Source organism: Parafrigoribacterium humi, from assembly GCF_040227205.1.
GTDB classification, from domain to species: domain Bacteria; phylum Actinomycetota; class Actinomycetes; order Actinomycetales; family Microbacteriaceae; genus Parafrigoribacterium_A; species Parafrigoribacterium_A humi.
On the sequence record NZ_JBELOA010000010.1, the window covers coordinates 73,631 to 97,321 of the forward strand.

At 65.6% G+C, this 23,691-nt stretch carries 25 protein-coding genes; 9 read left to right on the forward strand and 16 right to left on the reverse strand.

Annotation, left to right across the window (positions count from 1 at the left end; translation table 11 throughout):
- The 3 genes from ABUA28_RS13230 to ABUA28_RS13240 form a co-directional block, all read right to left on the reverse strand.
- Window positions 1-489 carry a peptide deformylase gene (locus tag ABUA28_RS13230; RefSeq protein WP_349904703.1) on the reverse strand — a complete coding sequence of 163 codons (489 nt, stop codon included), beginning with the start codon at window positions 487-489 and terminating at the stop codon, window positions 1-3.
- 20 nt (window positions 490-509) lie between these two features.
- The gene (locus ABUA28_RS13235) at window positions 510-1,763 is read right to left on the reverse strand and encodes a MinD/ParA family ATP-binding protein (RefSeq protein WP_349904705.1); all 1,254 of its coding nucleotides are present in this window, start codon (window positions 1,761-1,763) and stop codon (window positions 510-512) included.
- 173 nt (window positions 1,764-1,936) lie between these two features.
- Window positions 1,937-5,341 carry a pyruvate carboxylase gene (locus tag ABUA28_RS13240; protein WP_349904708.1) on the reverse strand — a complete coding sequence of 1,135 codons (3,405 nt, stop codon included), beginning with the start codon at window positions 5,339-5,341 and terminating at the stop codon, window positions 1,937-1,939.
- A 76-nt stretch (window positions 5,342-5,417) separates the two neighbouring features.
- Between ABUA28_RS13240 and ABUA28_RS13245 the strand changes: the two genes are divergently transcribed.
- The gene (locus ABUA28_RS13245) at window positions 5,418-6,224 is read left to right on the forward strand and encodes a ParA family protein (RefSeq protein WP_349904710.1); all 807 of its coding nucleotides are present in this window, start codon (window positions 5,418-5,420) and stop codon (window positions 6,222-6,224) included.
- Between the two features lie 43 nt (window positions 6,225-6,267).
- Here ABUA28_RS13245 and ABUA28_RS13250 read toward each other — a convergent pair whose 3' ends face one another.
- From ABUA28_RS13250 to ABUA28_RS13265, 4 genes are all read right to left on the reverse strand, one after another.
- Window positions 6,268-6,816 carry a MerR family transcriptional regulator gene (locus ABUA28_RS13250; RefSeq protein WP_349904713.1) on the reverse strand — a complete coding sequence of 183 codons (549 nt, stop codon included), beginning with the start codon at window positions 6,814-6,816 and terminating at the stop codon, window positions 6,268-6,270.
- Window positions 6,817-7,003: 187 nt separating this feature from the next.
- Window positions 7,004-7,705 carry a transcriptional regulator FtsR gene (gene ftsR, locus ABUA28_RS13255; RefSeq protein WP_349904714.1) on the reverse strand — a complete coding sequence of 234 codons (702 nt, stop codon included), beginning with the start codon at window positions 7,703-7,705 and terminating at the stop codon, window positions 7,004-7,006.
- Window positions 7,705-8,181 carry an FHA domain-containing protein gene (locus ABUA28_RS13260; RefSeq protein WP_349904715.1) on the reverse strand — a complete coding sequence of 159 codons (477 nt, stop codon included), beginning with the start codon at window positions 8,179-8,181 and terminating at the stop codon, window positions 7,705-7,707. The genes ftsR and ABUA28_RS13260 overlap by 1 nt, the downstream gene beginning before the upstream one ends.
- A gap of 12 nt (window positions 8,182-8,193) precedes the next feature.
- On the reverse strand, window positions 8,194-8,826 hold the full coding sequence (locus ABUA28_RS13265; protein ID WP_349904716.1) for a CDP-alcohol phosphatidyltransferase family protein: 633 nt from the start codon (window positions 8,824-8,826) through the stop codon (window positions 8,194-8,196).
- A gap of 54 nt (window positions 8,827-8,880) precedes the next feature.
- On the opposite strand from ABUA28_RS13265, the gene ABUA28_RS13270 reads away from it, so the two are divergent.
- The 3 genes from ABUA28_RS13270 (at window position 8,881) to ABUA28_RS13280 (ending at window position 11,871) form a co-directional block, all read left to right on the forward strand.
- On the forward strand, window positions 8,881-9,699 hold the full coding sequence (locus ABUA28_RS13270) for a DUF1295 domain-containing protein (protein WP_349904717.1): 819 nt from the start codon (window positions 8,881-8,883) through the stop codon (window positions 9,697-9,699).
- A 50-nt stretch (window positions 9,700-9,749) separates the two neighbouring features.
- The gene (locus ABUA28_RS13275; protein WP_349904718.1) at window positions 9,750-10,214 is read left to right on the forward strand and encodes a hypothetical protein; all 465 of its coding nucleotides are present in this window, start codon (window positions 9,750-9,752) and stop codon (window positions 10,212-10,214) included.
- 76 nt (window positions 10,215-10,290) lie between these two features.
- Window positions 10,291-11,871: an AMP-binding protein gene (locus ABUA28_RS13280; protein WP_349904719.1), complete on the forward strand. Its 1,581-nt coding sequence runs from the start codon at window positions 10,291-10,293 to the stop codon at window positions 11,869-11,871.
- A gap of 4 nt (window positions 11,872-11,875) precedes the next feature.
- On the opposite strand, the gene ABUA28_RS13285 is transcribed toward ABUA28_RS13280, so the two are convergent.
- From ABUA28_RS13285 to bglX, 3 genes are read right to left on the reverse strand one after another with little or no spacing between them, the layout of a single operon-like run.
- Window positions 11,876-12,358, reverse strand: a complete 483-nt coding sequence (locus ABUA28_RS13285) for a nitroreductase/quinone reductase family protein (RefSeq protein WP_349904720.1) — start codon at window positions 12,356-12,358, stop codon at window positions 11,876-11,878.
- A 49-nt stretch (window positions 12,359-12,407) separates the two neighbouring features.
- On the reverse strand, window positions 12,408-12,704 hold the full coding sequence (locus tag ABUA28_RS13290; RefSeq protein WP_349904721.1) for a hypothetical protein: 297 nt from the start codon (window positions 12,702-12,704) through the stop codon (window positions 12,408-12,410).
- A 60-nt stretch (window positions 12,705-12,764) separates the two neighbouring features.
- On the reverse strand, window positions 12,765-14,969 hold the full coding sequence (bglX, locus tag ABUA28_RS13295; RefSeq protein WP_349904723.1) for a beta-glucosidase BglX: 2,205 nt from the start codon (window positions 14,967-14,969) through the stop codon (window positions 12,765-12,767).
- A gap of 95 nt (window positions 14,970-15,064) precedes the next feature.
- Here bglX and ABUA28_RS13300 point away from each other — a divergent pair, with 95 nt between their 5' ends.
- Entirely contained in the window at window positions 15,065-15,685 is a 621-nt protein-coding gene (locus ABUA28_RS13300) for a TetR/AcrR family transcriptional regulator (RefSeq protein WP_349904724.1), read from the forward strand.
- Window positions 15,686-15,737: 52 nt separating this feature from the next.
- Here the strand turns inward: ABUA28_RS13300 and ABUA28_RS13305 are convergent, their stop codons facing one another.
- The gene (locus ABUA28_RS13305; RefSeq protein ID WP_349904725.1) at window positions 15,738-16,334 is read right to left on the reverse strand and encodes a TetR/AcrR family transcriptional regulator; all 597 of its coding nucleotides are present in this window, start codon (window positions 16,332-16,334) and stop codon (window positions 15,738-15,740) included.
- 193 nt (window positions 16,335-16,527) lie between these two features.
- On the opposite strand from ABUA28_RS13305, the gene ABUA28_RS13310 reads away from it, so the two are divergent.
- From ABUA28_RS13310 to ABUA28_RS13320, 3 genes are read left to right on the forward strand one after another with little or no spacing between them, the layout of a single operon-like run.
- Window positions 16,528-17,124 carry a DUF6230 family protein gene (locus ABUA28_RS13310; protein ID WP_349904727.1) on the forward strand — a complete coding sequence of 199 codons (597 nt, stop codon included), beginning with the start codon at window positions 16,528-16,530 and terminating at the stop codon, window positions 17,122-17,124.
- Between the two features lie 2 nt (window positions 17,125-17,126).
- A complete protein-coding gene (locus ABUA28_RS13315) occupies window positions 17,127-17,567 on the forward strand; it encodes a DUF6114 domain-containing protein (protein ID WP_349904728.1) in 441 nt (146 codons plus the stop codon).
- Complete coding sequence (locus tag ABUA28_RS13320; RefSeq protein ID WP_349904729.1) at window positions 17,564-18,253, forward strand: hypothetical protein; 690 nt, start codon at window positions 17,564-17,566, stop codon at window positions 18,251-18,253. Before ABUA28_RS13315 ends, ABUA28_RS13320 begins: the two co-directional genes overlap by 4 nt.
- Here the strand turns inward: ABUA28_RS13320 and ABUA28_RS13325 are convergent.
- Window positions 18,246-18,551 (reverse strand): DUF2249 domain-containing protein, encoded by a 306-nt coding sequence (locus tag ABUA28_RS13325; RefSeq protein ID WP_349904730.1) that lies wholly within the window; start codon window positions 18,549-18,551, stop codon window positions 18,246-18,248. The two genes, ABUA28_RS13320 and ABUA28_RS13325, sit on opposite strands and share 8 nt — an antisense overlap.
- A 211-nt stretch (window positions 18,552-18,762) precedes the next feature.
- Window positions 18,763-19,773 (reverse strand): aldo/keto reductase family protein, encoded by a 1,011-nt coding sequence (locus ABUA28_RS13330; RefSeq protein WP_349904731.1) that lies wholly within the window; start codon window positions 19,771-19,773, stop codon window positions 18,763-18,765.
- Window positions 19,774-19,909: 136 nt separating this feature from the next.
- Here ABUA28_RS13330 and ABUA28_RS13335 point away from each other — a divergent pair, with 136 nt between their 5' ends.
- On the forward strand, window positions 19,910-21,190 hold the full coding sequence (locus ABUA28_RS13335) for an MFS transporter (RefSeq protein WP_349904733.1): 1,281 nt from the start codon (window positions 19,910-19,912) through the stop codon (window positions 21,188-21,190).
- A gap of 49 nt (window positions 21,191-21,239) precedes the next feature.
- Here the strand turns inward: ABUA28_RS13335 and ABUA28_RS13340 are convergent, their stop codons facing one another.
- The 3 genes from ABUA28_RS13340 to ABUA28_RS13350 all read right to left on the reverse strand — a co-directional run bounded on the left by ABUA28_RS13340 (window position 21,240) and on the right by ABUA28_RS13350 (window position 23,487).
- On the reverse strand, window positions 21,240-21,782 hold the full coding sequence (locus ABUA28_RS13340) for a dihydrofolate reductase family protein (RefSeq protein ID WP_349904734.1): 543 nt from the start codon (window positions 21,780-21,782) through the stop codon (window positions 21,240-21,242).
- Window positions 21,783-21,942: 160 nt separating this feature from the next.
- Window positions 21,943-22,482: a hypothetical protein gene (locus ABUA28_RS13345; protein WP_349904735.1), complete on the reverse strand. Its 540-nt coding sequence runs from the start codon at window positions 22,480-22,482 to the stop codon at window positions 21,943-21,945.
- A 213-nt stretch (window positions 22,483-22,695) separates the two neighbouring features.
- The gene (locus ABUA28_RS13350) at window positions 22,696-23,487 is read right to left on the reverse strand and encodes a DUF4145 domain-containing protein (RefSeq protein WP_349904736.1); all 792 of its coding nucleotides are present in this window, start codon (window positions 23,485-23,487) and stop codon (window positions 22,696-22,698) included.
- Window positions 23,488-23,691 lie beyond the last annotated feature (204 nt).

A 23,691-nucleotide genomic window follows, 5' to 3' on the forward strand; every position in this document is an offset into this window, starting at 1 on the left:
TCAGAACCAGGGTGCGTCGCGGATCTGGCGCATGGCCTCGCGCCTGGTGTCCTTTTCGAGGCCCTCGATGTAGAGCCTGCCATCGAGATGGTCGGTCTCGTGCTGAAGCGCCTGCGCCATGAGCCCTGTGCCGCTGAGCTCGACCGGCTTGCCGTCGAGATCCGTTCCCGTCACCCTGGCGAAGGGGTAACGGAGTCGCTCGAAATAGAAGCCGGGCACGGAGAGACAGCCCTCGTCCATGAGCTCAGGCTCGCCGGAGACCTCGACCAGAACCGGGTTGATGACATAGCCGATCTCGCCATCGACGTTGTAGCTGAACGCTCGCTGGTTGACGCCGATCTGCGGTGCGGCGACGCCCGCCCGCCCCGGCAGTTTCACCGTGTCGAGAAGATCTTCGATGAGGCCGCTCACGTCGGTGCCCTCGGCTATCGGGTCAGACACTGTCTTCAGTACGGGGTCGCCGAAGATCCGGATCTGTCGTTCGGTCATTCGGGGCGATGCCTGTCTGTTCAGGCGCCGCGACGGACGGGCAGGCCGTCCATCACGAGCGCTGCGAGTTCACGGGCCGCGCTCTTGGTCAGCGGCTTGAGGTCCTTGTAGTTGATCGCCGATCCTGCGGCCAGCTGCGGGTCGTACGGGATGCGGACGATCTCGCGGACGCGCGACTTGAAGTGCGCCTCGATCTCCTCGAGCTTGACCAGGTTGGTGCCCTGGGTCGCGGTGTTCAGGGCGACGACGGCATTGCGCACGAGGGCGCCATAGCCGTTCGCCTCGAGCCAGGTGAGCGTCTCGGATGCGAGGCGCGCCTCGTCGACACTTCCACCCGAGACGATGACCACGGAGTCCGCACGCTGCAGGGTGGCCCGCATGACCGAGTGGACGATACCGGTGCCGCAGTCCGTGAGTGCGAGTGAATAGAAACGGCCACAGAGGTCGGCAACGACGTTGTAGTCGTTCTCGTCGAACGCTTCGGACAGCAGTGGATCGGTGTCTGAGGCCAGGATATCGAGACGCGTCTCGTCCCTGGAGACCATGGCGGTGAAGTCGCTGAAGCTCGAGATCGACGCCGCCATCGTGACGAGGTCGCGCACGGTGGACCTGGTCTGTTTGTTGACGCGCTCGGCGAGCGTTCCCCTGTCGGGGTTTGCGTCTATCGCGATCACGCGGTCCTCGCGGACATCCGCCAGCGCCATACCGAGCAGAGCCGTCACTGTGGTCTTGCCGACCCCGCCCTTGCGGGTGAGCACGGGGATGAAACGCGTTCCGCCCTCGAACTGCCTGTCGATCCGCTGATCCACCGCCTTGCGAGCGCGCACGGCCGGGGAATCACCGAGGTTCACCAGGTGAAGGGTCGTCGCGTAGACGAACGAGTTCCACCCACCCTCCGGCTTCGCACGCTTCTTGCCCTTCGCGTCGATCAGACGATCGGCCGTGAGCATGGCCGCGGACTCCGGCGAGGACGAGACCTCACCGCGCAGTCGATCGCGGCGGCTGTGGGTCGAATCCTGTGCGCCGGGCAGTGGAACTGCCGGCCCGGCCTCCACGGCCTCGACCGTTCCTTCGAGCACGGCCTCCGGGACGACCGGGACAGACGTGGTGATTGGGGCACCCCCGCCGATCACGCCGCCGGGGTTGACCGGCACCTCGACGATCGACACCGCGAGCTCGTCTTCCGGAGTATGGCGCACGGGGGCAGGAAGGCTCACATCGATGGTGAGACTCTCGGGCAGTTTCGCGGCCACGTCCGCTTCAGCGGTATCCATTGCGTCGATCTCGTCCCCCATGTGCCCCTCGAGAAGCTCCTCTCGGTCACCCGTCTTTTTGCGCTTGGTAGCAACCAAAAGAACACCTCTCCCTAACGTAACAACCCTCTAGTTTACCCCGAGAGTCAGCCCGGCTCCGTTATCAGAGTCTGTCAGATCACGCCCTCCGGCGCTCAGCTGGGATCGATTTCCACGAGCAGATCGCCCGCGTCCACCTGCTGCGTGCGGAGAATCGCGAGTCTGCGCACGGTACCGGAGACGGACGCGGTGATGGCCGCTTCCATCTTCATCGCCTCGATGGATGCGACGCTCTGTCCGGCCTCGACGCGCGCGCCCTGCTCGACCTGCAGCGTGACAACGCCGGAGAACGGCGCGGCGACGTGCCCTGGCTTCGACGGGTCCGCGCGTTCGGCCGACGCCGTCTCGACGGCGATGCCCCGATCACGCACATACACCGGCCGCAGTTGCCCGTTCAGGGTTGCCATGACCGTGCGCATGCCCTTGTCATCGGCCTCGCCGATGGCCTGGAGTCCGTAGTAGAGCCGCACGCCGGTGTCGATCTCGACGACGTGCTCCGAGCCTTGCTTGAGCCCGTAGAGGTAGTCCACGGTGTCGACAACGGACAGGTCGCCGTACTGCTCGCGAACGCCCTGGTAGATCTTCGTCGGACCGGCGAACAACAGCCGGTTGAGTGCGGAGCGGCGGGAGACGGTGTCGCCGTCGAGGTCGTCGCGATCCTCGTCGCTGATCGGCGTCGTGCCGATCTTGACGGAGCGCCCGGCCAGAACGCGGCTGTGGAACGGCTCCGGCCATCCCCCCGGAGGGTCACCGAGCTCGCCTGCCATGAAGCCGATCACGGAGTCGGGGATGTCGTACTTCTCCGGGTGCTCCTCGAAGTCGGCAGGATCGGCATCGACCGCGGCAAGCGAGAGTGCGAGATCTCCCACGACCTTCGACGACGGCGTCACCTTCGGCGGGTTCCCCAGAATGCGACTCGCGGCGGCATACAGGTTCTCGATCTTCTCGAACTGGTCGGCCAGGCCGAGCGCGATGGCCTGCTGGCGGAGGTTCGAGAGCTGACCGCCCGGGATCTCGTGCTTGTAGACGCGCCCCGTCGGCCCGGGAAGTCCCGACTCGAACGGCTTGTAGGCGTGGCGAACGGCCTCCCAGTACGGCTCGAGGTCCGACACGGCGGACAGCGAGAGTCCCGTGTCGCGATCGGTGTGTGCGAGGGCGGCGACGAGGGCGGATGCGGAGGGCTGGCTCGTCGTGCCGGCCATCGGAGCACTCGCGACATCCACGGCATCCACACCGGCGCCGCTGGCCGCGAGCAGTGTTGCGAGCTGCCCTCCCGCGGTGTCGTGGGTGTGCAGGTGCAGCGGGAGATCGAAACGCTCGCGCAGAGCGGAGACGAGCTTTTCAGCCGCCCCCGCGCGCAGGACGCCCGCCATGTCCTTGATCGCAAGAACGTGCGCCCCGGCATCGACGATCTGCTCGGCAAGTCTCAGGTAGTAGTCGAGGGTGTAGAGCTTTTCATCGGGATCGAGCAAATCGCCGGTGTAGCACAGGGCGACCTCGGCGACGGCGCGTCCGGTCTCGAGCACGGAGTCGATCGCCGGCCGCATCTGAGACACGTCGTTGAGGGCGTCGAAGATGCGGAAGATGTCGACGCCGGTGTCTGCTGCCTCACGCACGAAGGCATCCGTGACCTCGGTCGGGTACGGCGTGTAGCCGACCGTGTTTCGACCGCGCAGCAGCATCTGGATCGCGATGTTCGGCATCGCCTCACGCAGCGCGGCCAGCCTCTCCCACGGGTCTTCACCGAGGAAACGCAGCGCGACGTCGTAGGTCGCACCACCCCACGCCTCGACCGAGAGCAGCTCCGGGGTGAGCCTCGCAACATACGGCGCGACCTGGAGCAGGTCCTTGGTGCGAACGCGGGTGGCCAGGAGCGACTGGTGCGCGTCCCGGAAGGTCGTCTCGGTGACGGCGAGTGCCTTCTGCGCGCGCAGCGCTGAAGCGAAGCCGACCGGGCCGAGCTCGAGCAGCCGCTGGCGCGAACCATTCGGTGCCGGGGTGTGCAGGTCGAGCTTCGGAAGCTTGAGCGCGGGACTGATGATGCCCACGCCCTCGCCGTTCGGGTGGTTGACCGTGACGTCAGCGAGCCAGTTGAGGATCTTGGTTCCGCGGTCCTTCGACGGGTTGCTGTGCACGAGGTCAGGACGCTCCTCGATGAACGAGGTGCTCAGATCGCCCGCGACGAACGAGGGGTCGTCGAGCAGTGCCTGCAGGAAAGGGATGTTCGTGGAGACACCGCGGATGCGGAACTCGGCGAGTCCGCGCTTGGCCCGCGCGACCGCGGCGGGAAAATCCCGGCCGCGGCAGGTCATCTTCACGAGCATGGAATCGAAGTGCGGGCTGACCTGGGTTCCCGCAGCGACGGTTCCACCGTCGAGGCGGATGCCGCCGCCGCCTGGCGAGCGATAGGTGGTGATCTTGCCGGTGTCCGGCCGGAACCCCGCGGCCGGGTCTTCGGTCGTGATACGGCACTGCAGCGCGGCACCGCGGCGCACGATGTTGTCCTGGTGCAGCCCGAGCTCATCGAGACTCTGGCCGAAGGCGATGCGCATCTGCGCCTGCACGAGGTCGACATCCGTGATCTCTTCCGTGACCGTGTGCTCGACCTGGATACGCGGGTTCATCTCGATGAAGACGTGCTGGCCCTTGCGCTCCCCCGCCGTGTCGAGCAGGAACTCGACCGTGCCCGCGTTGACGTAACCGATCGACTTCGCGAAGGCGATCGCGTCGCGATACATGGCCTGCCTGATCGAGTCATCGAGGTTGGGAGCGGGAGCGATCTCGACCACCTTCTGGTGACGACGCTGCACCGAGCAGTCACGCTCGAACAGGTGCACGGTCTCGCCGGTCGCATCCGCGAGGATCTGTACCTCGATGTGGCGCGGGCGCACGACGGCCTGCTCGAGAAACATCGTCGGATCGCCGAAGGCGCTGTCCGCTTCGCGCATGGCCTCTTCGAGCGCGGGGCGCAGCTCGTCCATGCTGTCGACCCGTCGCATCCCCCGGCCGCCACCGCCCGCGACCGCCTTGGCGAAGATCGGGAAGCCGATCTCCTCGGCGCCCGCGAGAAGCTCGTCGATGTTCCTGGATGCCGGGGTGGACTTCAGTACGGGAACGCCCGCCGCGCGGGCGTGCTCCTTGGCCGTGACCTTGTTGCCCGCCATCTCCAGCACGTGCTGGCCCGGGCCGATAAAGGTGATGCCCGCGGCTGCGGCCGCCTCGGCAAGCTCCGGGTTCTCGGAGAGGAATCCGTATCCGGGGTAGATTGCGTCAGCTCCGCACTCCACGGCGACGCGGATGATCTCCGCGACGTCGAGGTACGCGCGAACCGGGTGACCCGGACTGCCTATCTGGTACGCCTCGTCCGCCTTGAGACGATGCATCGAATTGCGATCTTCGTACGGAAATACGGCGACTGTCTGCGCCCCGAGCTCGTACGCCGCGCGAAATGCACGGATCGCGATTTCGCCGCGATTGGCTACCAGAATCTTTGTGAACATGAAACCCTTTGCTGTCGATCCGGCTCACCGCCGACGTTTAGGTGCTTTCAGACTAGTGAAGGTATCGTCGTTGCTTGTGCATGTACTCAGCGTGAGCTCCCTCAAGGGAGGAGTTGGCAAGACAACCGTAACCCTCGGATTGGCCTCTGCCGCCTTCGCCAAGGGGCTCAAGACGCTGGTCGTCGACCTCGATCCGCAGTCGGATGTCTCCACCGGAATGGACATCAATGTCGCCGGGCACCTGAACGTCGCGGATGTGCTCGCCTCCCCCAAGGAGAAGATCGTGCGCGCCGCGATCGCCCCGAGCGGGTGGACCAGAGGGCGTCCGGGCAAGATCGACGTGATGATCGGCAGCCCCTCCGCGATCAATTTCGACGGGCCGCACCCGAGCATCCGCGACATCTGGAAGCTCGAAGAGGCACTCGCCAATGTCGAGGCGGACTACGAACTCGTGCTCATCGACTGCGCCCCGTCGCTCAACGCCCTGACCAGGACGGCGTGGGCCGCGAGCGACCGGGTCACCGTCGTCACCGAGCCTGGGCTGTTCTCGGTTGCCGCGGCCGACCGCGCACTGCGCGCGATCGAGGAGATCCGCCGAGGTCTCTCCCCCCGGCTGCAGCCGCTCGGCATCATCGTGAACCGACTGCGGGTGCAGTCGCTTGAGCACCAGTTCCGTATCAAGGAACTCCGCGACATGTTCGGACCGCTCGTGCTCAGCCCGCAGCTGCCGGAGCGCACCTCGCTTCAGCAGGCCCAGGGCGCCGCGAAGCCGCTGCACGTGTGGCCGGGCGAGAGCGCACAGGAGATGGCACGCAACTTCGACCAGCTGCTCGATCGCATCATGCGCACGGCGAAGATCGGCGACTACGCCGAAGCGCGCTGAGCCCGCTCAGGCTCGCACGCGCAGCATCCGGAACGCGCAGCGCTCAGGATGCGCGGTTGGCCCGTCGGATCGCCAACTCGTCCATGACCTCCGGGCGTTCTGCGTCGAGTTCGACGAGGCTGGTCTCCACCTCGCGCAGCACCTTGCCCACGGCGATGCCGAAGACGCCCTGGCCGCGGCTGACGAGGTCGATGACCTCGTCGTTCGAGGTGCACAGGTAGACGCTCGCGCCGTCGCTCATGAGGGTCGTCTGGGCAAGATCGTTCACGCCCGACTCCCGAAGCTGGTTGACCGCGGTGCGGATCTGCTGCAGCGAGATCCCCGTGTCGAGAAGTCGCTTGACGAGCTTGAGCACGAGGATGTCGCGGAAACCGTAGAGACGCTGCGATCCGGAGCCTGCCGCCCCGCGCACGGTGGGCTCGACGAGCTCCGTGCGAGCCCAGTAGTCGAGCTGGCGGTAGCTGATGCCGGCAGCCCTGGCGGCAACGGCACCTCGATAGCCGGACGAGTCATCCAGTTCCGGCAGCCCATCCGTGAACAGCAGACCCAGGTCGTAGCGAGAGAGCTCGCTACGGCTGCGTGGTTCACTCATCTAACTGCCTCCCATGCCGTGCCTGAAGCACTGCCTCGCCTGCCGCGCTGCCCAACTTCATCGTTAAGGTTCAACGTCAGGTTCATACTTCTGTCTGGATCCACGCTACCGAGCGGTTCGGGTGGATCAGTGACATTCGCAAAACCGATTCGGCGTGTCGGACAAGATCTTGTTCAGCACCCCCAGCTTAGGCCTCAAGTCGCGATAACGCAGTGCGAATCAGACTGCTGCGCACGATCTCGAGTTGCCCCGCGATTTCCCGCGCGAGCTCGCTCGCCTTTGCCCTGCTCGACGCATCTTTTCGCCGCGCGACGGGAATCAGCGCGCTCTCGATGAGACCGAGCTCGCGCTCTGCCGCAACACGGAACCCGCGAAGATGCCGCGGCTCGATGCCCGAGCGCTGCAGTTCGACGAGCGAGTGCAGCACCGCGAGAACCTCTTCACCGTAGAACTCTGCCGCGACGATGAGCGACGAGGAGATCGCGTCGTTGAGAAGCCCGGGCGTCGCCCCGGCTTCCCGCACGAGCTCATCGCGCCGAAGCTTGCGCTCGGTCGAGAGCATCGATGGAGCGGGAATGGTTCCCCCGCCAGGCAGTTCCGGCGCTCGTCCTGCGTCGATCTCGTCGAGATACCCGCGGATGACCTTGAGCGGCAGGTAGTGATCGCGCTGCATGGTGAGCACGAAGCGCAGCCGCTCGAGGTCGGCTGCGGAGAACTTGCGATAGCCGGACTCCGTGCGGGCAGGGCAGATGAGCTGCCGTTCCTCGAGAAATCTGAGTTTCGATGGGGTCAGGTCGGGAAACTCGGCTGTGAGCCTCGCAAGTACCTGGCCGATGCTCAGGAGAGCAGATGCCCCAGGCTCCGTCGTCTGGGCGTTGGAACGTGCCACTATCCGACCACCTCGTTCGCGAGATCCGCTCGCGACGCGTAGAAGGTCAATCGGAACTTGCCCACCTGCACCTCAGCCCCATCGCTAAGAAGTGCGGAGTCGATTCTCACGCCATCGAAATACGTTCCGTTGAGTGAGCCGAGATCCTTGATCTCGAACACGGTGCCGTGGCGCAGGAACTGCGTGTGCTTGCGCGAGACCGTGACATCGTCGAGAAAGATGTCGGCATCCGGATGCCTGCCTGCCGTCGTGACGTCGGCATCCAACAAGAAACGTGCCCCGACATCCGGCCCCCGGCGAACGACAAGAAGCGCCGATCCTGAGGGCAGCGCCGCAATGGCTTCCTGCTCCTCCGGCGAGACTTCCCCGTCAAGGGCCGCCAACTGAGCCTCGAACCTGCCCGTGAAATGAGCGGTCGTGTCAGTCACTCGAGGCGCGTTCTCGGCGGCCGGATCCTGGTTTTCGGAATCAACCATCGTGAACCTCCCTTAGCGCTCCAGCGTATCTGATCCGGCCGCCACTTCTTCCCTCGATTTTCGGATGACTCTCACGGATTCGATCACATAGATGGCGCCTGCCCACCAGTAGAGGAATGCGCCCCATAGCGCGAAGGCCCATCCGAGCGGCGTCGCAACCCAGGCGATCATGGGGAATGCCTGCCCGAGCATCAGGATCGGCAGTGCGTAGAACAGGCAGAACGTGGCGACCTTGCCGAGGTGGTGCACGGGCAGCGGGCCGAAGCCGAAATTCGCCATGACGATCCCGAGCACGAGCAGTGCGACGTCCCTGCCCACGATGATCGCGACGAGCCACCACGGGACGATGTCTCGAACGGCGAGGCCGACGACCGTGGCGAAGATGAAGAGCCGATCGGCCGCGGGATCGAGGAGCTGGCCGAGCCGCGTGATCTGGCCGAGCCGGCGCGCGAGCACGCCATCGAGGTAGTCGGTGATGCAGCACACGACGAGCGTGGCGAGCGCGAGACGGTCGTCGCCCCGAATGACAAGCACCAGAAAGACGGGCACAAGGGCAAGGCGAATGAGGCTCAGCACGTTCGGAATCGTGACGATCCTGGAGCTGACCTCGTTTCGCACCGAGTTCTTCTGCGCCCCTGTTTCCATAGCGTTCAAGCCTATCGACCGAGACCCGCGCGAACGCCGAGTTAGGATGCCCACATGGGCCCACTTTTCGTCGCCGCCTTTATCGCCGCCGGCGCAGCCGCGTTCGCCTGGATCGCCTCTCTCGTGACGCACGAGCACTCCTGGGTAGACCGATTGTGGTCGATCCTGCCCGTCGCCTACGTGTGGGTCTTTGCCGCTTTCACTGGCCTCCAGGATGCGCGGCTCGTCGTCATGGCCGTACTCGTGACGCTGTGGGGGGCCAGGCTCACCTTCAACTTCGCGCGCAAGGGCGGCTACACGGGCACGGAGGACTATCGCTGGGCGGTGCTCCGCACGCGGATGAAGCCGTGGCAGTTCGAGATCTTCAACCTGCTGTTCATCGTGATCTGGCAGAACCTGATCCTGCTGCTCATCGCTCTGCCCGCCCTGACCGCGTACGAGAACAGGTCACCGCTGGGCGTCTGGGATGTCCTTCTCGGTTTACTGTTCCTCGGGCTGCTGCTCGGCGAGACGGTCGCAGACCAGCAGCAGTGGAGATTCCAGAGCTGGAAAGCGGCCGAGCGGGCCGCGGGGCGCGAGCCGTCGCCACGCTTTCTGCAGGGCGGTCTGTTCCGCTTCAGCCGGCATCCGAACTTCTTCTTCGAACAGGCCCAGTGGTGGACGCTCTTTCTGCTCGGCGCGGTCGCGGCCGGGTCGATCCTGCAGTGGACCGTGCTCGGTGCCGTGCTGCTCACGACGCTCTTCATCGGCTCGACCGCGTTCACCGAGAGCATCACACTCTCTCGCTACCCGGAGTACGCCGAGTATCGAAAGACGACGTCGGCGCTCATCCCGTGGTGGCCGCGCAGGGGCGCACACGAGGTTCTCGCCTGAGACCCGGGTGTCTGCGACACGACACGAAGCACGGGGGTACCGTGGAAGACATGTCGTGCATTCGTTTCAACACCCCAGCCCAGCGGCAGGCCATGCGTGACCACGCCCCGTCGATGCTCACCGCGGAGGAGGCAGCGGCCCTTCACCCCGCTCCCCCGGTGACCGAGAGCAAGATCAGGCGCCTGCGCCTGCTCGCGACGAACGCGAACCCCAAGATCCGCGAGAGTGTCGCCAGCAGCTACAACACCCCGCAGGATCTCTTCACGACCCTCGCCGCCGACCCGGAGGAGTCCGTGCGCTCCTGCGTCGCCCGCAACGAGGCGACGCCCTGCGATGTCCTCCGTGCTCTCGCCGACGACAGTTCCGAGACCGTGCGCGGCTGGGTTGCCGTGAACTTCTTCGTGCCGGCGGATGTCATGGAACGCCTCGCGAGCGATCCGAGCGACACCGTGCGCGCCCTCGTCGCCTGGAAGGCGTCGCTCGCCGAGGCAGACGCCGAACCGTCGATGGCCTGAACCTCTTTCACGAAGGTCTTCTGCCCCACGGAGGCCACGGCGTAGCCTGTGAGCACCTCATCAAAGGAGATGGATCGTGTTCACCAGCCCTCTGCCCGACGTCGTGATACCCGAACTGAGCGTCTACGACTCGCTCTTCGCCTCGCTCACCGAGCATGATCTCGACCGAATAGCACTCGTCGACGGCGTCTCCGGAGTCGAGACCAGCTACCGTCAGCTCAGAAACCAGATCGACGCCCTGGCCGGTTCCCTCGCCGCACGCGGAATCGCTGTGGGCGATGTCGTGGCCCTGCACTCGCCCAACGTGCCGGCGTTCGCCACGGTGTTTCACGGCATCCTGCGAGCCGGAGCCGTGGCCACCACCGTCAACGCCCTGTACACGGCGGAGGAGATCGCAGGCCAGCTGAGAGACTCCGGCGCACGGCTGCTGTTCACCGTCTCTCCGCTGCTGCCCGCGGCCTCGGAGGCCGCCGAAGCAGCAGGGTTCGCGCGCGAGGACGTGATCGTGCTCGACGGCGCGGAGGGCTACAGCTCACTGCACGACCTGGTCTGCCTCGGGGCCGCGGCGCCCGACGTGTCGTTCGATCCGGCGACCCACCTCGCGGTGCTGCCGTACTCCTCCGGCACCACGGGCCGTCCGAAAGGCGTGATGCTCACCCACCGCAACCTCGTCGCCAACGTTGCGCAGAGCGTGCCGAACGTCGGCGTGCTGCCGAGTGACCGCGTGCTCGCCGTGCTGCCGTTCTTTCACATCTACGGGATGACCGTGCTGTTGAACCTCGCGCTCGCCCAGCGCGCCTCCCTGGTGACGATGCCGCGGTTCGACCTGGCGGAGTTCCTGCGCTGCATCGCGGAATACAAATGCACGTATCTGTTCATCGCGCCGCCGATCGCCGTGGCTCTCGCGAAGCATCCGCTCGTCGACCAGTACGACATGTCGAGCGTGCACACGGTGTTCTCCGGCGCGGCACCGCTGGATGGCGCGCTGGCCAAGGCCGTGGCGGACCGCATCCAGGTTCGCATGCGCCAGGGCTATGGAATGACCGAGATGAGTCCGGTGAGCCACGCGATTCCGCTGGACTGGGACGACGTGCCGCTCGACTCGGTCGGGCCCGCCATCCCGAACCTCGAGAGCAAGCTCATCGACCCGCTCACGGGCGAGGAGATCGAGATTCCGGCGGAGGGCGAGAGCGCGCCGGGCGAACTGCTCTGCCGAGGACCGAACATCATGGTCGGGTACCTGGGCAACGACCAGGCGACCGCCGAGGTGCTCGAGCCGGACGGCTTCCTGCACACCGGCGACATCGCAACGGCGAATGCCCGTGGCATCGTCACGATCATCGACCGACTCAAGGAGCTCATCAAATACAAGGGCTACCAGGTCGCGCCCGCCGTGCTCGAAGCACTGCTGCTCTCGCACCCCAAGATCGCGGATGCCGCGGTGATCGGTGTGCCTGACGACGAAGGGCAGGAGATCCCCAAGGCCTTCGTCGTGCTGCAGCAGGGAGCGGAGCTGAGCGGCGAGGAGGTGATGGACTTCGTCGCTTCCCACGTCGCACCATACGAGAAGGTGCGACGCGTGGTCTTCGTGGAGTCCATCCCCAAGTCGTCCGCGGGCAAGATCCTGCGCAAGGAACTGCGCGCGGCGGAGGCCTAGGGATTCAGCGCGGCTGCAGCCGGAAGATCCGCAGGGTGCGGCCGGAAGCACGCTCGTAGCCGCGGTACCCGGGCCACTGGCGTTCGATGACGGGCCACACTCGTTCCACCTCGTCGTCGGGGAGACGCGTGGCGCGAACGGCGATGCGGCGTCCGCGGATGCTGACCGCGGCATCCGGATGCGCCGCCAGGTTCGCCGTCCATGCCGGGTGGGTGTCGCGCGCGAAGTTGCTCCCCGTGATGAGCATGCTTCCGCCGGACTCCGGACAGTACATCAGAGGCGTGTCCCGTTCGATGCCGGATCTGGCCCCGATCGAGTGGAGCACGAGCGAGGGCACGAGAAGCCCGCTCAACTGCACCCGTCCACGGCTGAGTCGTGCGGTTACTCTCTCCAGCGGCGGCATGACCGTCGGGCCGAAGCGGCGAAAGGTGCGGGTGCGGGACGCGGCGGCGACAACCGCACGGACCCCGCGGAGTACGGAGGGCATCCGTCGATTCTCGTCGGGAGCGCGCCATTGCGCCAGACGCGAGCCCCGGTCAGCGGCGGTGCTTCGGCATCCCGAGTTCGTTGAGATTGTCGTGGTGCGACACATCGACCATGTGTTCCGTTGGGCAATTGAGCACGGCGTTGCTGGTCGAGTGGTCGATGGTGTGCTCCTGCATGGGCCTCTCGCAGACCGGGCACACGGCCGTTCCGACGTGCTCGACGACGTCGCCATACGGCCCGACCGTCGCTGGTCCGAGAGTTCCGACCAGCCGGTGATTGAGCCAGTCAATGAAGTGGACGAAGGTGTCACCTGCCCGATGCTCGTCCTGGGCCATCCGTGTTTTCATGCCCGGCATAGTACGCCTCCAACCCCGAAATCGGCGGTGAAAGAGCACGTCGCCGGGGCCTCAGCGCACGGTGAACTCCGCGTGCGCCTCCGCGTCCGCACTGCCGCCGACCCAGACGTCGAACAGGCTCGCGTCGAGTACCCAGCCGCGTGTCGCCGCGCTCCAGTAGCGGCGCTCATCCGCACCGATCTCGAAAGTCACCGTGCTGGACTGCCCCGCCGCGATCTGAACCCGGCGAAACGCCGCGAGCTGGCGCATCGGCCGAGACGAGGTGCCGAACCGCTGGTGCAGGTAGAGCTGCGCGACCTCGACGCCATCGCGATCGCCGGCGTTTGTCACCTCCACCGAGACCGTGACTGTGCCGTCCCGGTCGATCTCGGGCGCGTCGACGCGAAGATTCGCGTAGGCGAAACGCGTGTAGCCGAGCCCGAACCCGAAGGGATACAGCGGCGTGCTCTCTTCGTTCCAGTACCGCGTGTGCTGCTTCTCCGGCTCGTGCGAGCGAGTGACGGCGTGGTGAATCGGAACCTGTCCGACCGTGCGTGGCCAGGTGAAGGGAAGCCGGCCCGAGGGGGCCGCGTCTCCGAACAGCAGGTTCGCGACCGCGGCGCCTCCGCGGGTTCCCGGGTACCAGACCTCGAGGATCGCGTCGACGTTCTGCGATGCCCAGCGGAGGTCGAGCGGACGTCCGCTCATGAGCACGAGCACCACGGGAGTGCCTGTCGCCGCAACGGCCTCGAGCAGCTTCTGCTGCTCGCCGGGCAGCGACAGCTCGGAGCGCGAGGCGCTCTCTCCGATCATGTCCTGCTGCTCGCCGAGGACGAGGATCGCGACGTCGGCGTCTGCCGCGGCCGTCACCGCGTCGGCGAGCGCCGCATCCGCGTCGAAGCCCTCCGGGGCCGACGGGCTGTTGTCGCCGAACATCGAGAACATCGACGGGAAGGTGCGCCTCGGCTCGGCGACGCCGCGCTCGAAGACGACGGACGCCGCACCGGCCAGGCGATCACGGATGCCGTCGAGCACGGTCACCGTCTCGTCACTGTCGTAGTCGAACACCCACGGGCCGATCGTGTCGCGGTGGGAATCGGCGAGCGGCCCGATGACCGCGACCGATTCGAGGAGGTCCGCAGCCAGCGGCAGGATCGCGTTCTCGTTGCGCAGCAGTACCGCCGTGCGCTCCGCGGTGCGCTCTGCCGCCTCGCGGTGCGCGGGGTCAGAGAGCACGCGCTCTGCCCTGGCTTCGTCGACATAGGGCTGCTCGAACAGGCCGAGCGCCTCCTTGGCCTCGAGCACCCGCCGTACGGCGTCGTCGAGGCGGGCGACGTCCACGCTGCCGCTCTCGACCGCGTCGACGAGGTTCTCGAACGCGGGCTGCTCGATGGCCATCTCCATGTCGATACCCGCGTGAAGCGCCCGCACCGCGGCATCCTGCTGGTCACTCGCGAAGTGGTGGGTCTCGAGATTCTTTGCGGCGTTCGCGTCCGTGACGACGAAGCCGTCGAAGCCCAGGGCATCCCGCAGCACCTCGGTCATCAGCCAGCGGTTGCCGCTCGCCGGCACGCCGTTGAGGTCCATGTAGCCGGACATGATATTGCCCGCCCCGGCCTCGATGGCCGCGCGGAACGGGGGGATGTAGGTGTTCCAGAACTCCTGGTCGGAGAGGTCCACCTCGTCGTAGTCTCGACCGCCGAGTGCCGCCCCATAGCCTGCGAAGTGCTTCGGGCCCGCCATGATGTGGTCCGCCGCTCCGAGCCTCTCGCCCTGGAACCCGCGCACCTGGGCGGCCGCAACCACGGAACCGAGGTGCGGGTCTTCGCCCGCACCCTCGATCATCCGACCCCAGCGCGGGTCACGCGCGATGTCCACCATGGGAGCAAAGGCCCAGTGGATGCCCACGGCCCTCGCCTCCTTCGCCGCGATCACCTGCGCCTGTTCGATGGTCTCCTCGTCCCAGGACGCGGCCATCGCGATCGGCACGGGGAAGATAGTGCGCAGCCCGTGGACGACGTCGAAGCCGAACAGCAGCGGAATGCCGTGGGCGTTGCCCTCGATCGCGCGCTTCTGCAGCCGGTTGATCGTGGCCGGATCCGTCACGAACAGCAGGGAACCAACCACTCCCCGGTCCAGTGACTCATCCACGGCATCGCGCTGCTCCGGCGAACCCGCGGGGGCAGAGAAGTAGAAGTACTGGATGAGCTGACCGACCTTCTCTTCGGTCGTGAGCCGACCCAGGAGCTCGGCGATGCGAGGCGATGGAGTGGTCATTGTCGATCCTTTCGAGAGGTGATTCCGAGGTGGTGGGCGAGGGGCCCGGAGGTGCCACGGCTCTCCGCGGAGCCAACCCGGCCTACGATGTTGAGATGACCGAGCGCCAGGCGAACGACGATTCCCCCACGCGCAGGCCGTATGCGAAGGGCGTCGCGAGGCGCAGCCAGATCATCGAGAGCGCGATCGCGGAGTTCGCCACGCGCGGCGTGGACGGCACCTCCCTGCGCACCCTGGGCGAGGCGATCGGTGTCTCGCACGCGACCCTGCGCCACTACTTCGCCTCGCGCGACGAGTTGCTCGTCGCGGTCTACCGCGCTCACGAGGAACGCTTCTCTGCGGAGGCACCCAGCGAGGGCGCGGCGGTAGAACTCATGGCCGACAGCGCAGAGCGCAATCGCGATGTCCCCGGGCTCGTGCGCTTGTATGCGACGCTCAGTGCGGATGCCCTGCAGAACGACCACGCGGCATCGACAGAGTTCATTCGCGAGCGTTTCCGCATGCTGCGCGAGCGGCTGGCCGCCCGCATCCGCGAGGAACAGGCCGACGGCCAGGTTTCCGCGGACATCGATCCGACGGATGCCGCAGCTCTCGTGATCGCCGCCTCCGACGGACTGCAGGTGCAGTGGCTGCTTGCTCCAGACACGGTCGACGTCCACCGCTCCCTCGCACTGTTGGAACACATCCTGCCCGGGCCTGATACCACGGAGGACTGATCCTCGACGCCTCTCATCATATCGTCAAAACCTGACACTGTACGATTTTGAATCAGCTCGCGCGGTCGACGGATGCTGCGACCGCCTGAGCGCTGCGCTCGAGGAACGACACGATCTCCCGAGACGACATGTCTGAGTCGATCGCGCTCTCCACGAGCACCTCCTCCGCGAACACCACCCAGGAGCGCAGGGCGATGCGCAGAAGCTCCGAATCCGGGGCACCGAGCTCGCGAAAGACCTCGATGAGCCGCTCCGCCTGGGCGAGCCTCGCCTCGACGACGACCTCGCGCACCTCCGGGCTTCCGCTCGCGGCACCACGCACGAGCGAGTAGAACGTTCCGCGATGGTCTCGAACGAATTGCACGATCCGCGTCAGGGTGTCGCGCAGTCGCTCGAGTGGCGGAAGATCGGTGGCGGGCTCGGTCGCGTGAAGCATGCTGTCTCGTGCGGTGCGAACCACCTCGCGATGCAGCCCGAGTTTCGAGTTGAAGTAGTGGAAGACGAGACCTCGGGATACACCGGCTCCTTCCGCGAGTTGCTCGATCGTGAGCGACTCCAGGGACTGGTCCGCGAGTGCGGCGACCCCGAGCGCAACCAGCTGGGCACGGCGCTCCTCCGGAGCAAGTCGTGAGCGCCGATCCGTTCCCATGCTGCGAGCCTAACCGCGCTTCCGAGCGCACACCGGGCTCAAGCTGGCAGTTTCCTTACATCTTTTCGAGACTCCGTGGGAATCTGTTGACATTAGGTCAACAGGTTCCTAGCGTCGGAAGGGAAGTTTGGTCGGCGTGTATTCGGGAACGGTCCGCAGGGCTCGTTCCTCCCGCCAAAACCAAGGAGGACCGATGAAGTTCCGCGCACTCACCACCACCCACGCTGGCCGGATCCTGCTGACCGCCGTTCCCGTCGCCGTGGCCGCGACCCTGCTCATGGGCGGTGTCGCCCAGGGCGCGGTGCCCGTGTCGTTCTCGGTGTCCGGCAGCCAGTTCCAGATCAGCGCATCCCAGCTCACCGGAACGGGCTTCTCGCAGTACGCGGGGGTCACCACCGACACGGCTGGCAAGCAGCACCAGGTCGCCATCGCGAACATCGGCTCGGCCAGCCTCACGGATCTCTGCCAGTCGGTCGTGACGGAGACGCCGCTCGGCAAGGCCGGGATGCTCATCACCGCTGGCGGGGGCGGCCAGCCCGCCACGGCCACCGACCTGCAGATCGGCATGACGGACCTCAAGGGTGACTCGAGCTTCGGCAACATCCGGATCGGCGTGGACGCATCGACCGTGAACACGAGCCACAAGGGCACCGCCGGTGATTTCGCTCAGGATGCCGACACCATCAAGATCACCGGGCTGCAGCAGACGGCCTGGAGCACACAGGCCTCCGTGTTCACTCTCAAGGACATGCACGTGCAGTTGACCGATGGCTCGAAGGGGTGCTTCTGACCATGTCAGAGCCCACCACCGCCAGCGAGACGGCGAGCATGTCGCGCTGGGCGCGGTTCTCCACGTGGCGGCGCGAGCGCCCGTTCCTCGGCGGCGTGCTGACGATACTCGCGGGCATCGAGTTGTTCTTTTCCGGGCAGCTCGACATCGGCAGGATCCATGTCCAACTCGGGATTGAAGGCCTGCAGGCGACGGTGATTCCGATCCTGCTGGTGGTGCTCGGTATCCTCGCGATCGCGATGCCGGTTCACCGTGTCTTCTACGGGATCATCTCCCTCGTTGTCGCGGTCTACTCGCTGATCGGACTGAACCTCGGCGGCTTCTTCATCGGCATGCTGCTGGGCGCGATCGGGGGCATCCTCACCGTGTCGTGGATGCCGAAGCAGCACGAGAGCGCCCGCGATGACGCGCGTCCGATCTCGCCCAGGGGGCATCGCGCGTGAGTGGATCGCGCACGCCCTCACGCTTCGCCGGCCGCGGAGCCATCGTGGCCTGCCTCCTGGTCGCGATGACCGGGATAGGCGCGACACCGGTGCCGAACTCCGCACCGGCCACGCTCTGCATCCCGGTTCTGCTCCCCTGCTCGTCGCCGAGTCCGTCGCCGTCACCGTCGCAGAGCCCGCTCATCCCCCTGCCGGACCCGCTCGACGGCACCGGGGGCGATGCGACTCCGCCCGCCGAACCGTCCACACCTCCGCAGCCCGACACGGGCGCGCCGGTGTTCACGCAGCCGGCGGCACAACTGGGCGGCTCCTCGATCTCGTTCTCGGGCCTGCAGTCGGTCAGTGCCGTGACGGTGGCCCTCGCCGACGGCTCGAGAATTCCGGTTCTCAAACTCGCGGCCGACGACATCGTCATCGACGGCTTCATGCTCGGCGTGCGCAAGGCAACGGGGCCGGCCCTGGTGTCCACCGCAGATCGGATGGAACTGCGCGGGCACGTCGAGGTCTACGTCGACTCTCTCACGGCCACGCTGCCGGGAGGCGCGGGCATCACGCTCGGTGCCGCGACTCCCCCGCCGGGCGACGAACTCCCGCCGACGCTCCTGAGGGTCAACCTCGGACTCGTCGGCGTGACCGCGGATTCGATCGTCTTCGCCGCGTCGCACCAGGCGATGAAGGTCAGTTGACCGCCGCAGCGCGCCTGATTCTGGTGTGCCAGAGCTCCGGCCCCTCGGTAAGCGGCTCCCACTCCGCCGCGCTCGGACGAGTGGCATCCAGCATGTAGCGGATCGGAACCGGGTCGTGATCGGCGACGAGCACAAAGCTTCCGCCGGGCTCGAGCGCGTCGAACACCGTCGTCGCGGCGGCTCCGCACCCAGCTGGGCCGCAGGTGCGCGAGTCCACGACGGGTTCGCCCGCGCGCGCGTACAAGGCGCTGCCCACTCGTTCGAGGTCTGCGTCTGACCCGACTTTCTCATCCGTCATTGCGGTTGCCACTCCATCCACTGCGTAGTCGGCCCGCTCCCCACGCTACGCCTCGATCCGCTGTTCCTCTCCCGTGGACGTGAACGCCGTACCCTGCTGCGCCGTGGCGTAGCGACGAAGGCGATCGAGCGCGCCGCCCCAGCGCTTCGACGTGTCGACGAGCGGGTCATCGTCGTGCCACGCTGGGTCGCCAGCAGCATACGAACAGTACTTATGCCTCGCGCTGGCGCGGAGAGCTCTCCTCCGTGCGGCGCGGGTCCCGCTCGACGACATCTCCGAGCACCTCGTCGATTCGTGCCATCAGCTCCCGCGGAATCACCACTCCAGAGGCAGCCACGTTCTCCGCGACCTGCTGGGGCCTCGACGCCCCGATGATCGCCGTGGCCACGTTGTCGTTCTGCAGCACCCACGCGACCGCGAGCTGTGCGAGCGACAGGGAGAGTTCACCCGCGATCGGAGTGAGCGCCTGCACGCGCTCGAGCACGTCATCCCGCATGAAGCGGCTGATGGCGCGAGCCCCGCCCTTGTCATCCGTCGCGCGGCTCCCCTCTGGAACCGGCTGGCCGGGCTTGTACTTGCCCGTCAGGACCCCCTGGGCAACCGGTGACCAGACGATCTGTGAGATGCCCAGCTCCTTCGAGGCGGGCACGATCTCCGCCTCGATCACTCGCCACAGCGCGGAATACTGCGGCTGGTTGGAGATGAGCTGGATGTGGAGGTCGCGGGCGAGTGGAGCGGCCGCGCGAAGCTGATCGACGGTCCACTCGCTCACGCCGATGTAGAGGGCCTTACCTGCCCGAACGACGTCCGCAAAGGCCTGCATCGTCTCTTCGAGCGGGGTGAAGTAGTCGTACCGGTGCGCCTGGTACAGATCGACGTAATCGGTCTGCAGGCGGCCGAGAGAGCCGTCGATCGACTCGAGGATGTGCTTGCGTGACAGGCCGACATCGTTGTGACCCTTGGGCCCGGTCGCGCCGAAGACTTTGGTGAAGATCTCGAGCGACTGTCGCCGCTGCCCCTTCAGGGCCTCCCCCAGCACCGTCTCTGCCTGGGTGTTGGCATACACGTCGGCCGTGTCGAACGTCGTGATGCCCGCGTCGAGCGCCGCGTGCACACACGCCGTCGCCGCATCGTTCTCGACCTGCGATCCGTGGGTCAGCCAGTTGCCGTAGGTGATCTCGGAGATCTTCATTCCCGAGGCTCCAAGGTAGCGAAATTGCATCAGTGGTCCGTCCTTCGTTGGCTCCGGCAGGGGCACCTGCGCCCCACGTCGCCCATCCAGCCTAGATCCGAGCGGAGCCTGCGTGATCCCCGTATCTCGCGGTATGCAAGAATCTCAGTACCATGCGGGTAAACGAATGAGGTTCGCGGCGCTTCGCGCCCCGTGGTACAAGGGATACCTGCTCGGCGGCTCGTTCCTCATGGCCGGAGACAACGCCGAGCACGCCATCACCTACTGGGCGATGTGGCAGTACTTCCACTCCCCTCTGCTTGCCGGGTTCGCCGTCATCAGCCACTGGATCCCGCACCTGCTGGGTGGCATCGCCTTCGGTGCTCTCGCCGATCGCTACGACTGTCGCCGCATCATCCAGGTCGGCTGCGGGCTGTTCATGCTCGCGTCGGTCGGCTGGGGCGTTCTGCTGCTGACGGAGACGCTGCAACCCTGGCATTGCCTCGTGCTGCTCCTGCTGCACGGCCTGGCGAGCGCGGTCTGGCGGCAGGCGGACGGCGTCATGATCTTCGACCTGGTGGGCCGGGATGTCGTGCCGAGCGGCGTGCGATTGATGTCGACCGGCCTCAGCCTCGGTCAGTTTGTCGGCCCCGCCTTCGGAGCAGCGATGCTGTTCGTGGTGGGCGCCCCGCTCGGCATGTTCATCAACGTCGCGCTCTACCTGCCCTTCATGATCTATCTGTTCATCGTGCCGGTCGACGGGCATCGCCAGCAGGATCAGCCGTCGCGGCGCATCAGCTTTTCGACGGTTTTCGGGGTGCTGCGGGACCTGCCCAGGCATCCGTCGATCCTCGTGGTGGTGGTGCTCCAGGGGGCTGTCGGGCTGCTCATCGGCACGGCCCTCATGCCGCTGTTCCCCGAGTTCGGAGCGCTGCTCGGCCAGGATGACTCCGGCCTCGGATACGGCGCCCTGATCGTTGCGATGTCATTCGGCGCGGTGGTCGGCGGGCTCTCGCTCGAAGCGATCGGTCGAGTGCGCGCCAGCACGCGGCTGGCGATCGTCAGCACTCTCGTGATGGCGATCGCGTACGTGACCTTCGCGCTCTCTCGCAACTACCCGCTGAGCCTGGCCGTGCTCGTCGTCGCCGGGCTCGCGAGCCTCGTCTCCGACTCCACGAGTCTCACCGTGGTGCAGCTCACTGCGCCCGATGACCGCCGCGGCAGCTTCATCGGCGCCTACGCCATGACGAGCATGGGGTTCCGCGTCGGAAGCGGCATCGTCGTCGGCGTGCTCGGCGGCCTGATGGGCGTGACCGGAGCGATCGCCCTCGCGGGCAGCATCCTGCTCGTCATCGCTGTCGCGCTCCTCCTCGTGGTGCTGACGGCGTCGCGGCGGCAGCGTTCTCGCCTCGATCCGGATGCCGTCGTGCCACTCGCGGGCTCCGTCGACGAGGTCGCGGCCGACTGAGAGCACGTCACACAGTTCGCGCCGCGACTCAGCGCTGATCGACCACCGACTAGGATCCGCCGACCGGGATGTAGCGTTCGGCTCGCGCCCCTGAGGCGAACTCGGTGGTCCCGACGAGCTGCAGGTTCAGTGGCCGAGTGAGACCCTCGAAGAGCCGCGGCCCGTGGCCGACGAGTGTCGGGTACACGACGAACTCGTACTCGTCGATGAGTCCGGCGTCGGCCAGGGCGCGCGGCAGCGTGACGCCGCCGACGTACAGCCCGCCTCCTGACTGTTCCTTCAACTTTCTGACCGCCTCGATGGGGTCACCGATCAGCGCTTCGGTGTTCCAGCCGTCCGGTTCGCGCGTGCTCGAGACAAGGTATTTTTTGGCCGAGTCGATCGATTCCTTGAATGGGCGCATCCACTCGGGCAGATCTGTCGCGGTGCGCCAGAACTCCATCAACTCGTAAGTGGTGCGACCAAGGATGATCGCATCGGCACGCGCAATGGTCTGCGCCGCGTGGTTGTGAGTCTCCTCGTCGGGGGTGCCCGCCATGTGGTCGACGCAGCTGTCGAGCGAGACGTTGATCGAATACCGTAATGGTCGCATTCACACAGGGTGACACCATGTCGGCGACTCCGCTACGGGAAAATCACAATGGTGGGCTGTACCAAGAACCTCTAAAAGCCCGGATACGCAGGCACCTTTCCCGCGCCTGAAATGTGCTTTCCTCCGCACACCCCCGGATATTCCTCTTTTCCCTCAGAGCTCAAAGGAATATCGGCGCGACACCTTTTTTTGGAGCCCCAGTATTAGCGAACGGTGGTTTGCCCATCCGCTGCTGGAAGCCGGCAATGAGGCCGCTCTCAACTCCTCTGCTTTCTCCCTCGGGTAATGACTTCCACGCAATGAAAAGCGTAGACGGCTCACTCGTTTGCCAGATGAGTTTTCCTCCGTGATGGTTTGATCCACCGTTGAGCCCGTGCCGCTGGTATTCGTATATACGCTGCGCCAGTCCCGATCGAGTCCCGTGCTTCGACGTTCGTCGCAGCGGTGCCATCCCAAAATAGAGAACCCCTACGCCGGTCACCCACCGATCGGCCGCTTCAGCGGCGGTGCGTGCGCGTCGATGCGGCACTGGTCGAGTATCGTCAACAAACTCTGGAACGGCCACGTCCTCACGAAGCACGGCGTACACACCTTCGACATCGGGCTGCCCTGGCGCGACGACGTCAGCCTTAGACCAAGTAGGAAACGAGATGAAGCCGACGAAACCGTATGCCAGGAGGTCGGTGATCGTGTAACGCACACACGCAGCCTATCCAAGCCAGCGAGACGGTTCCGTCTGGCGCTCAACTATACGGATGATCCTTTTATGGAAGTTGAAATAGCTGAGACCAAGCCACCTGAACAGCAGTTCTTGAGAGCAAAGTTAGGCCACGTCGACAAAGTTGCGGCCCGTTACGGTTGACAAGCGCAACGGGGTTCTGTCTTCAACGCATCATCCGTTACCCTGCAACACCTATTGCAGGGAAGCGCGTTTTGGACCCTTGACCAAGTTGATAGCTTCTGCACGGGCGTCGATGTCTGGGCCAACAAATAGTCGATGAAATGCCTCGTCAAGGATTTCGACCCCGTCGAGAACCTCCTTGACGCTAACATCGGACACTTCGTGACTACCCGCATTGCCGATCCACTTTACTGCTAGCAGCAAATCGGCGACACTTGCTCGGTTAGGACTTGCATGCTTCCAGTCACGGATTCGTTCGTCGAGACTTTTGAACCCGCCGCCCGATCGCTTGGCGGGAATGCCTTGAGTTGTGAGGAAACGTTCAACAGCGGCACGCAGCGCGGTACCAGCGAGGCCGGGATCAAGTAAGAGCACTGCGGACGCGCGCTCGACTCCTTCTCGTACCTCCTCCGGCGCGGTTTCCGGGAGACGCATAAGTACGAGAGGCGGGCTCATAGAGGTAATCGTGTAGAAAGTCGAGTACTGCGAGTCGTAACTCATCGAATAATCCTCGTAGCGCTCGCGCGAGGTCCTTGCAGTGTCAACACGGTAAGTGCCAAGTGCGTGAACTTTCTGCTCGCACTTGTTGTTCTCGCACTCGGCAGTGGCGACAAAGGTGCCGAAAATCCATTCCGGCTCCCAGGCCTCGTGGTTTCGTGCTCGATAAGATTCGGCGTTCTCTGTCTCGGACGGCGCCGAAAACCGCAAATAGCCTGCCTGACAGACGGGGCACAGTGGGCGCGGAAAGCTGTCGGCGTTTTCAACGGCCGACGCAAATTCGATCAGTCCTCGGTCTAGGGGCATGTCAAGAGGCTATTGGATCATTGGCCTGAGGAGGTATTTCCAGATGAGTCGACCGGTGTTTCCGTAGACGGCTGGGGCTGCGCTCTCCAGAGAACTGTGGCTAGATGTAGTTCCCAGGGACGTTGTGAACGTTTGAGTTAGCGAAGACCTCCGGCACGATGTGGGTTACCAAGCTCACATCTGAAACCGGAGGTCTTCGTGACT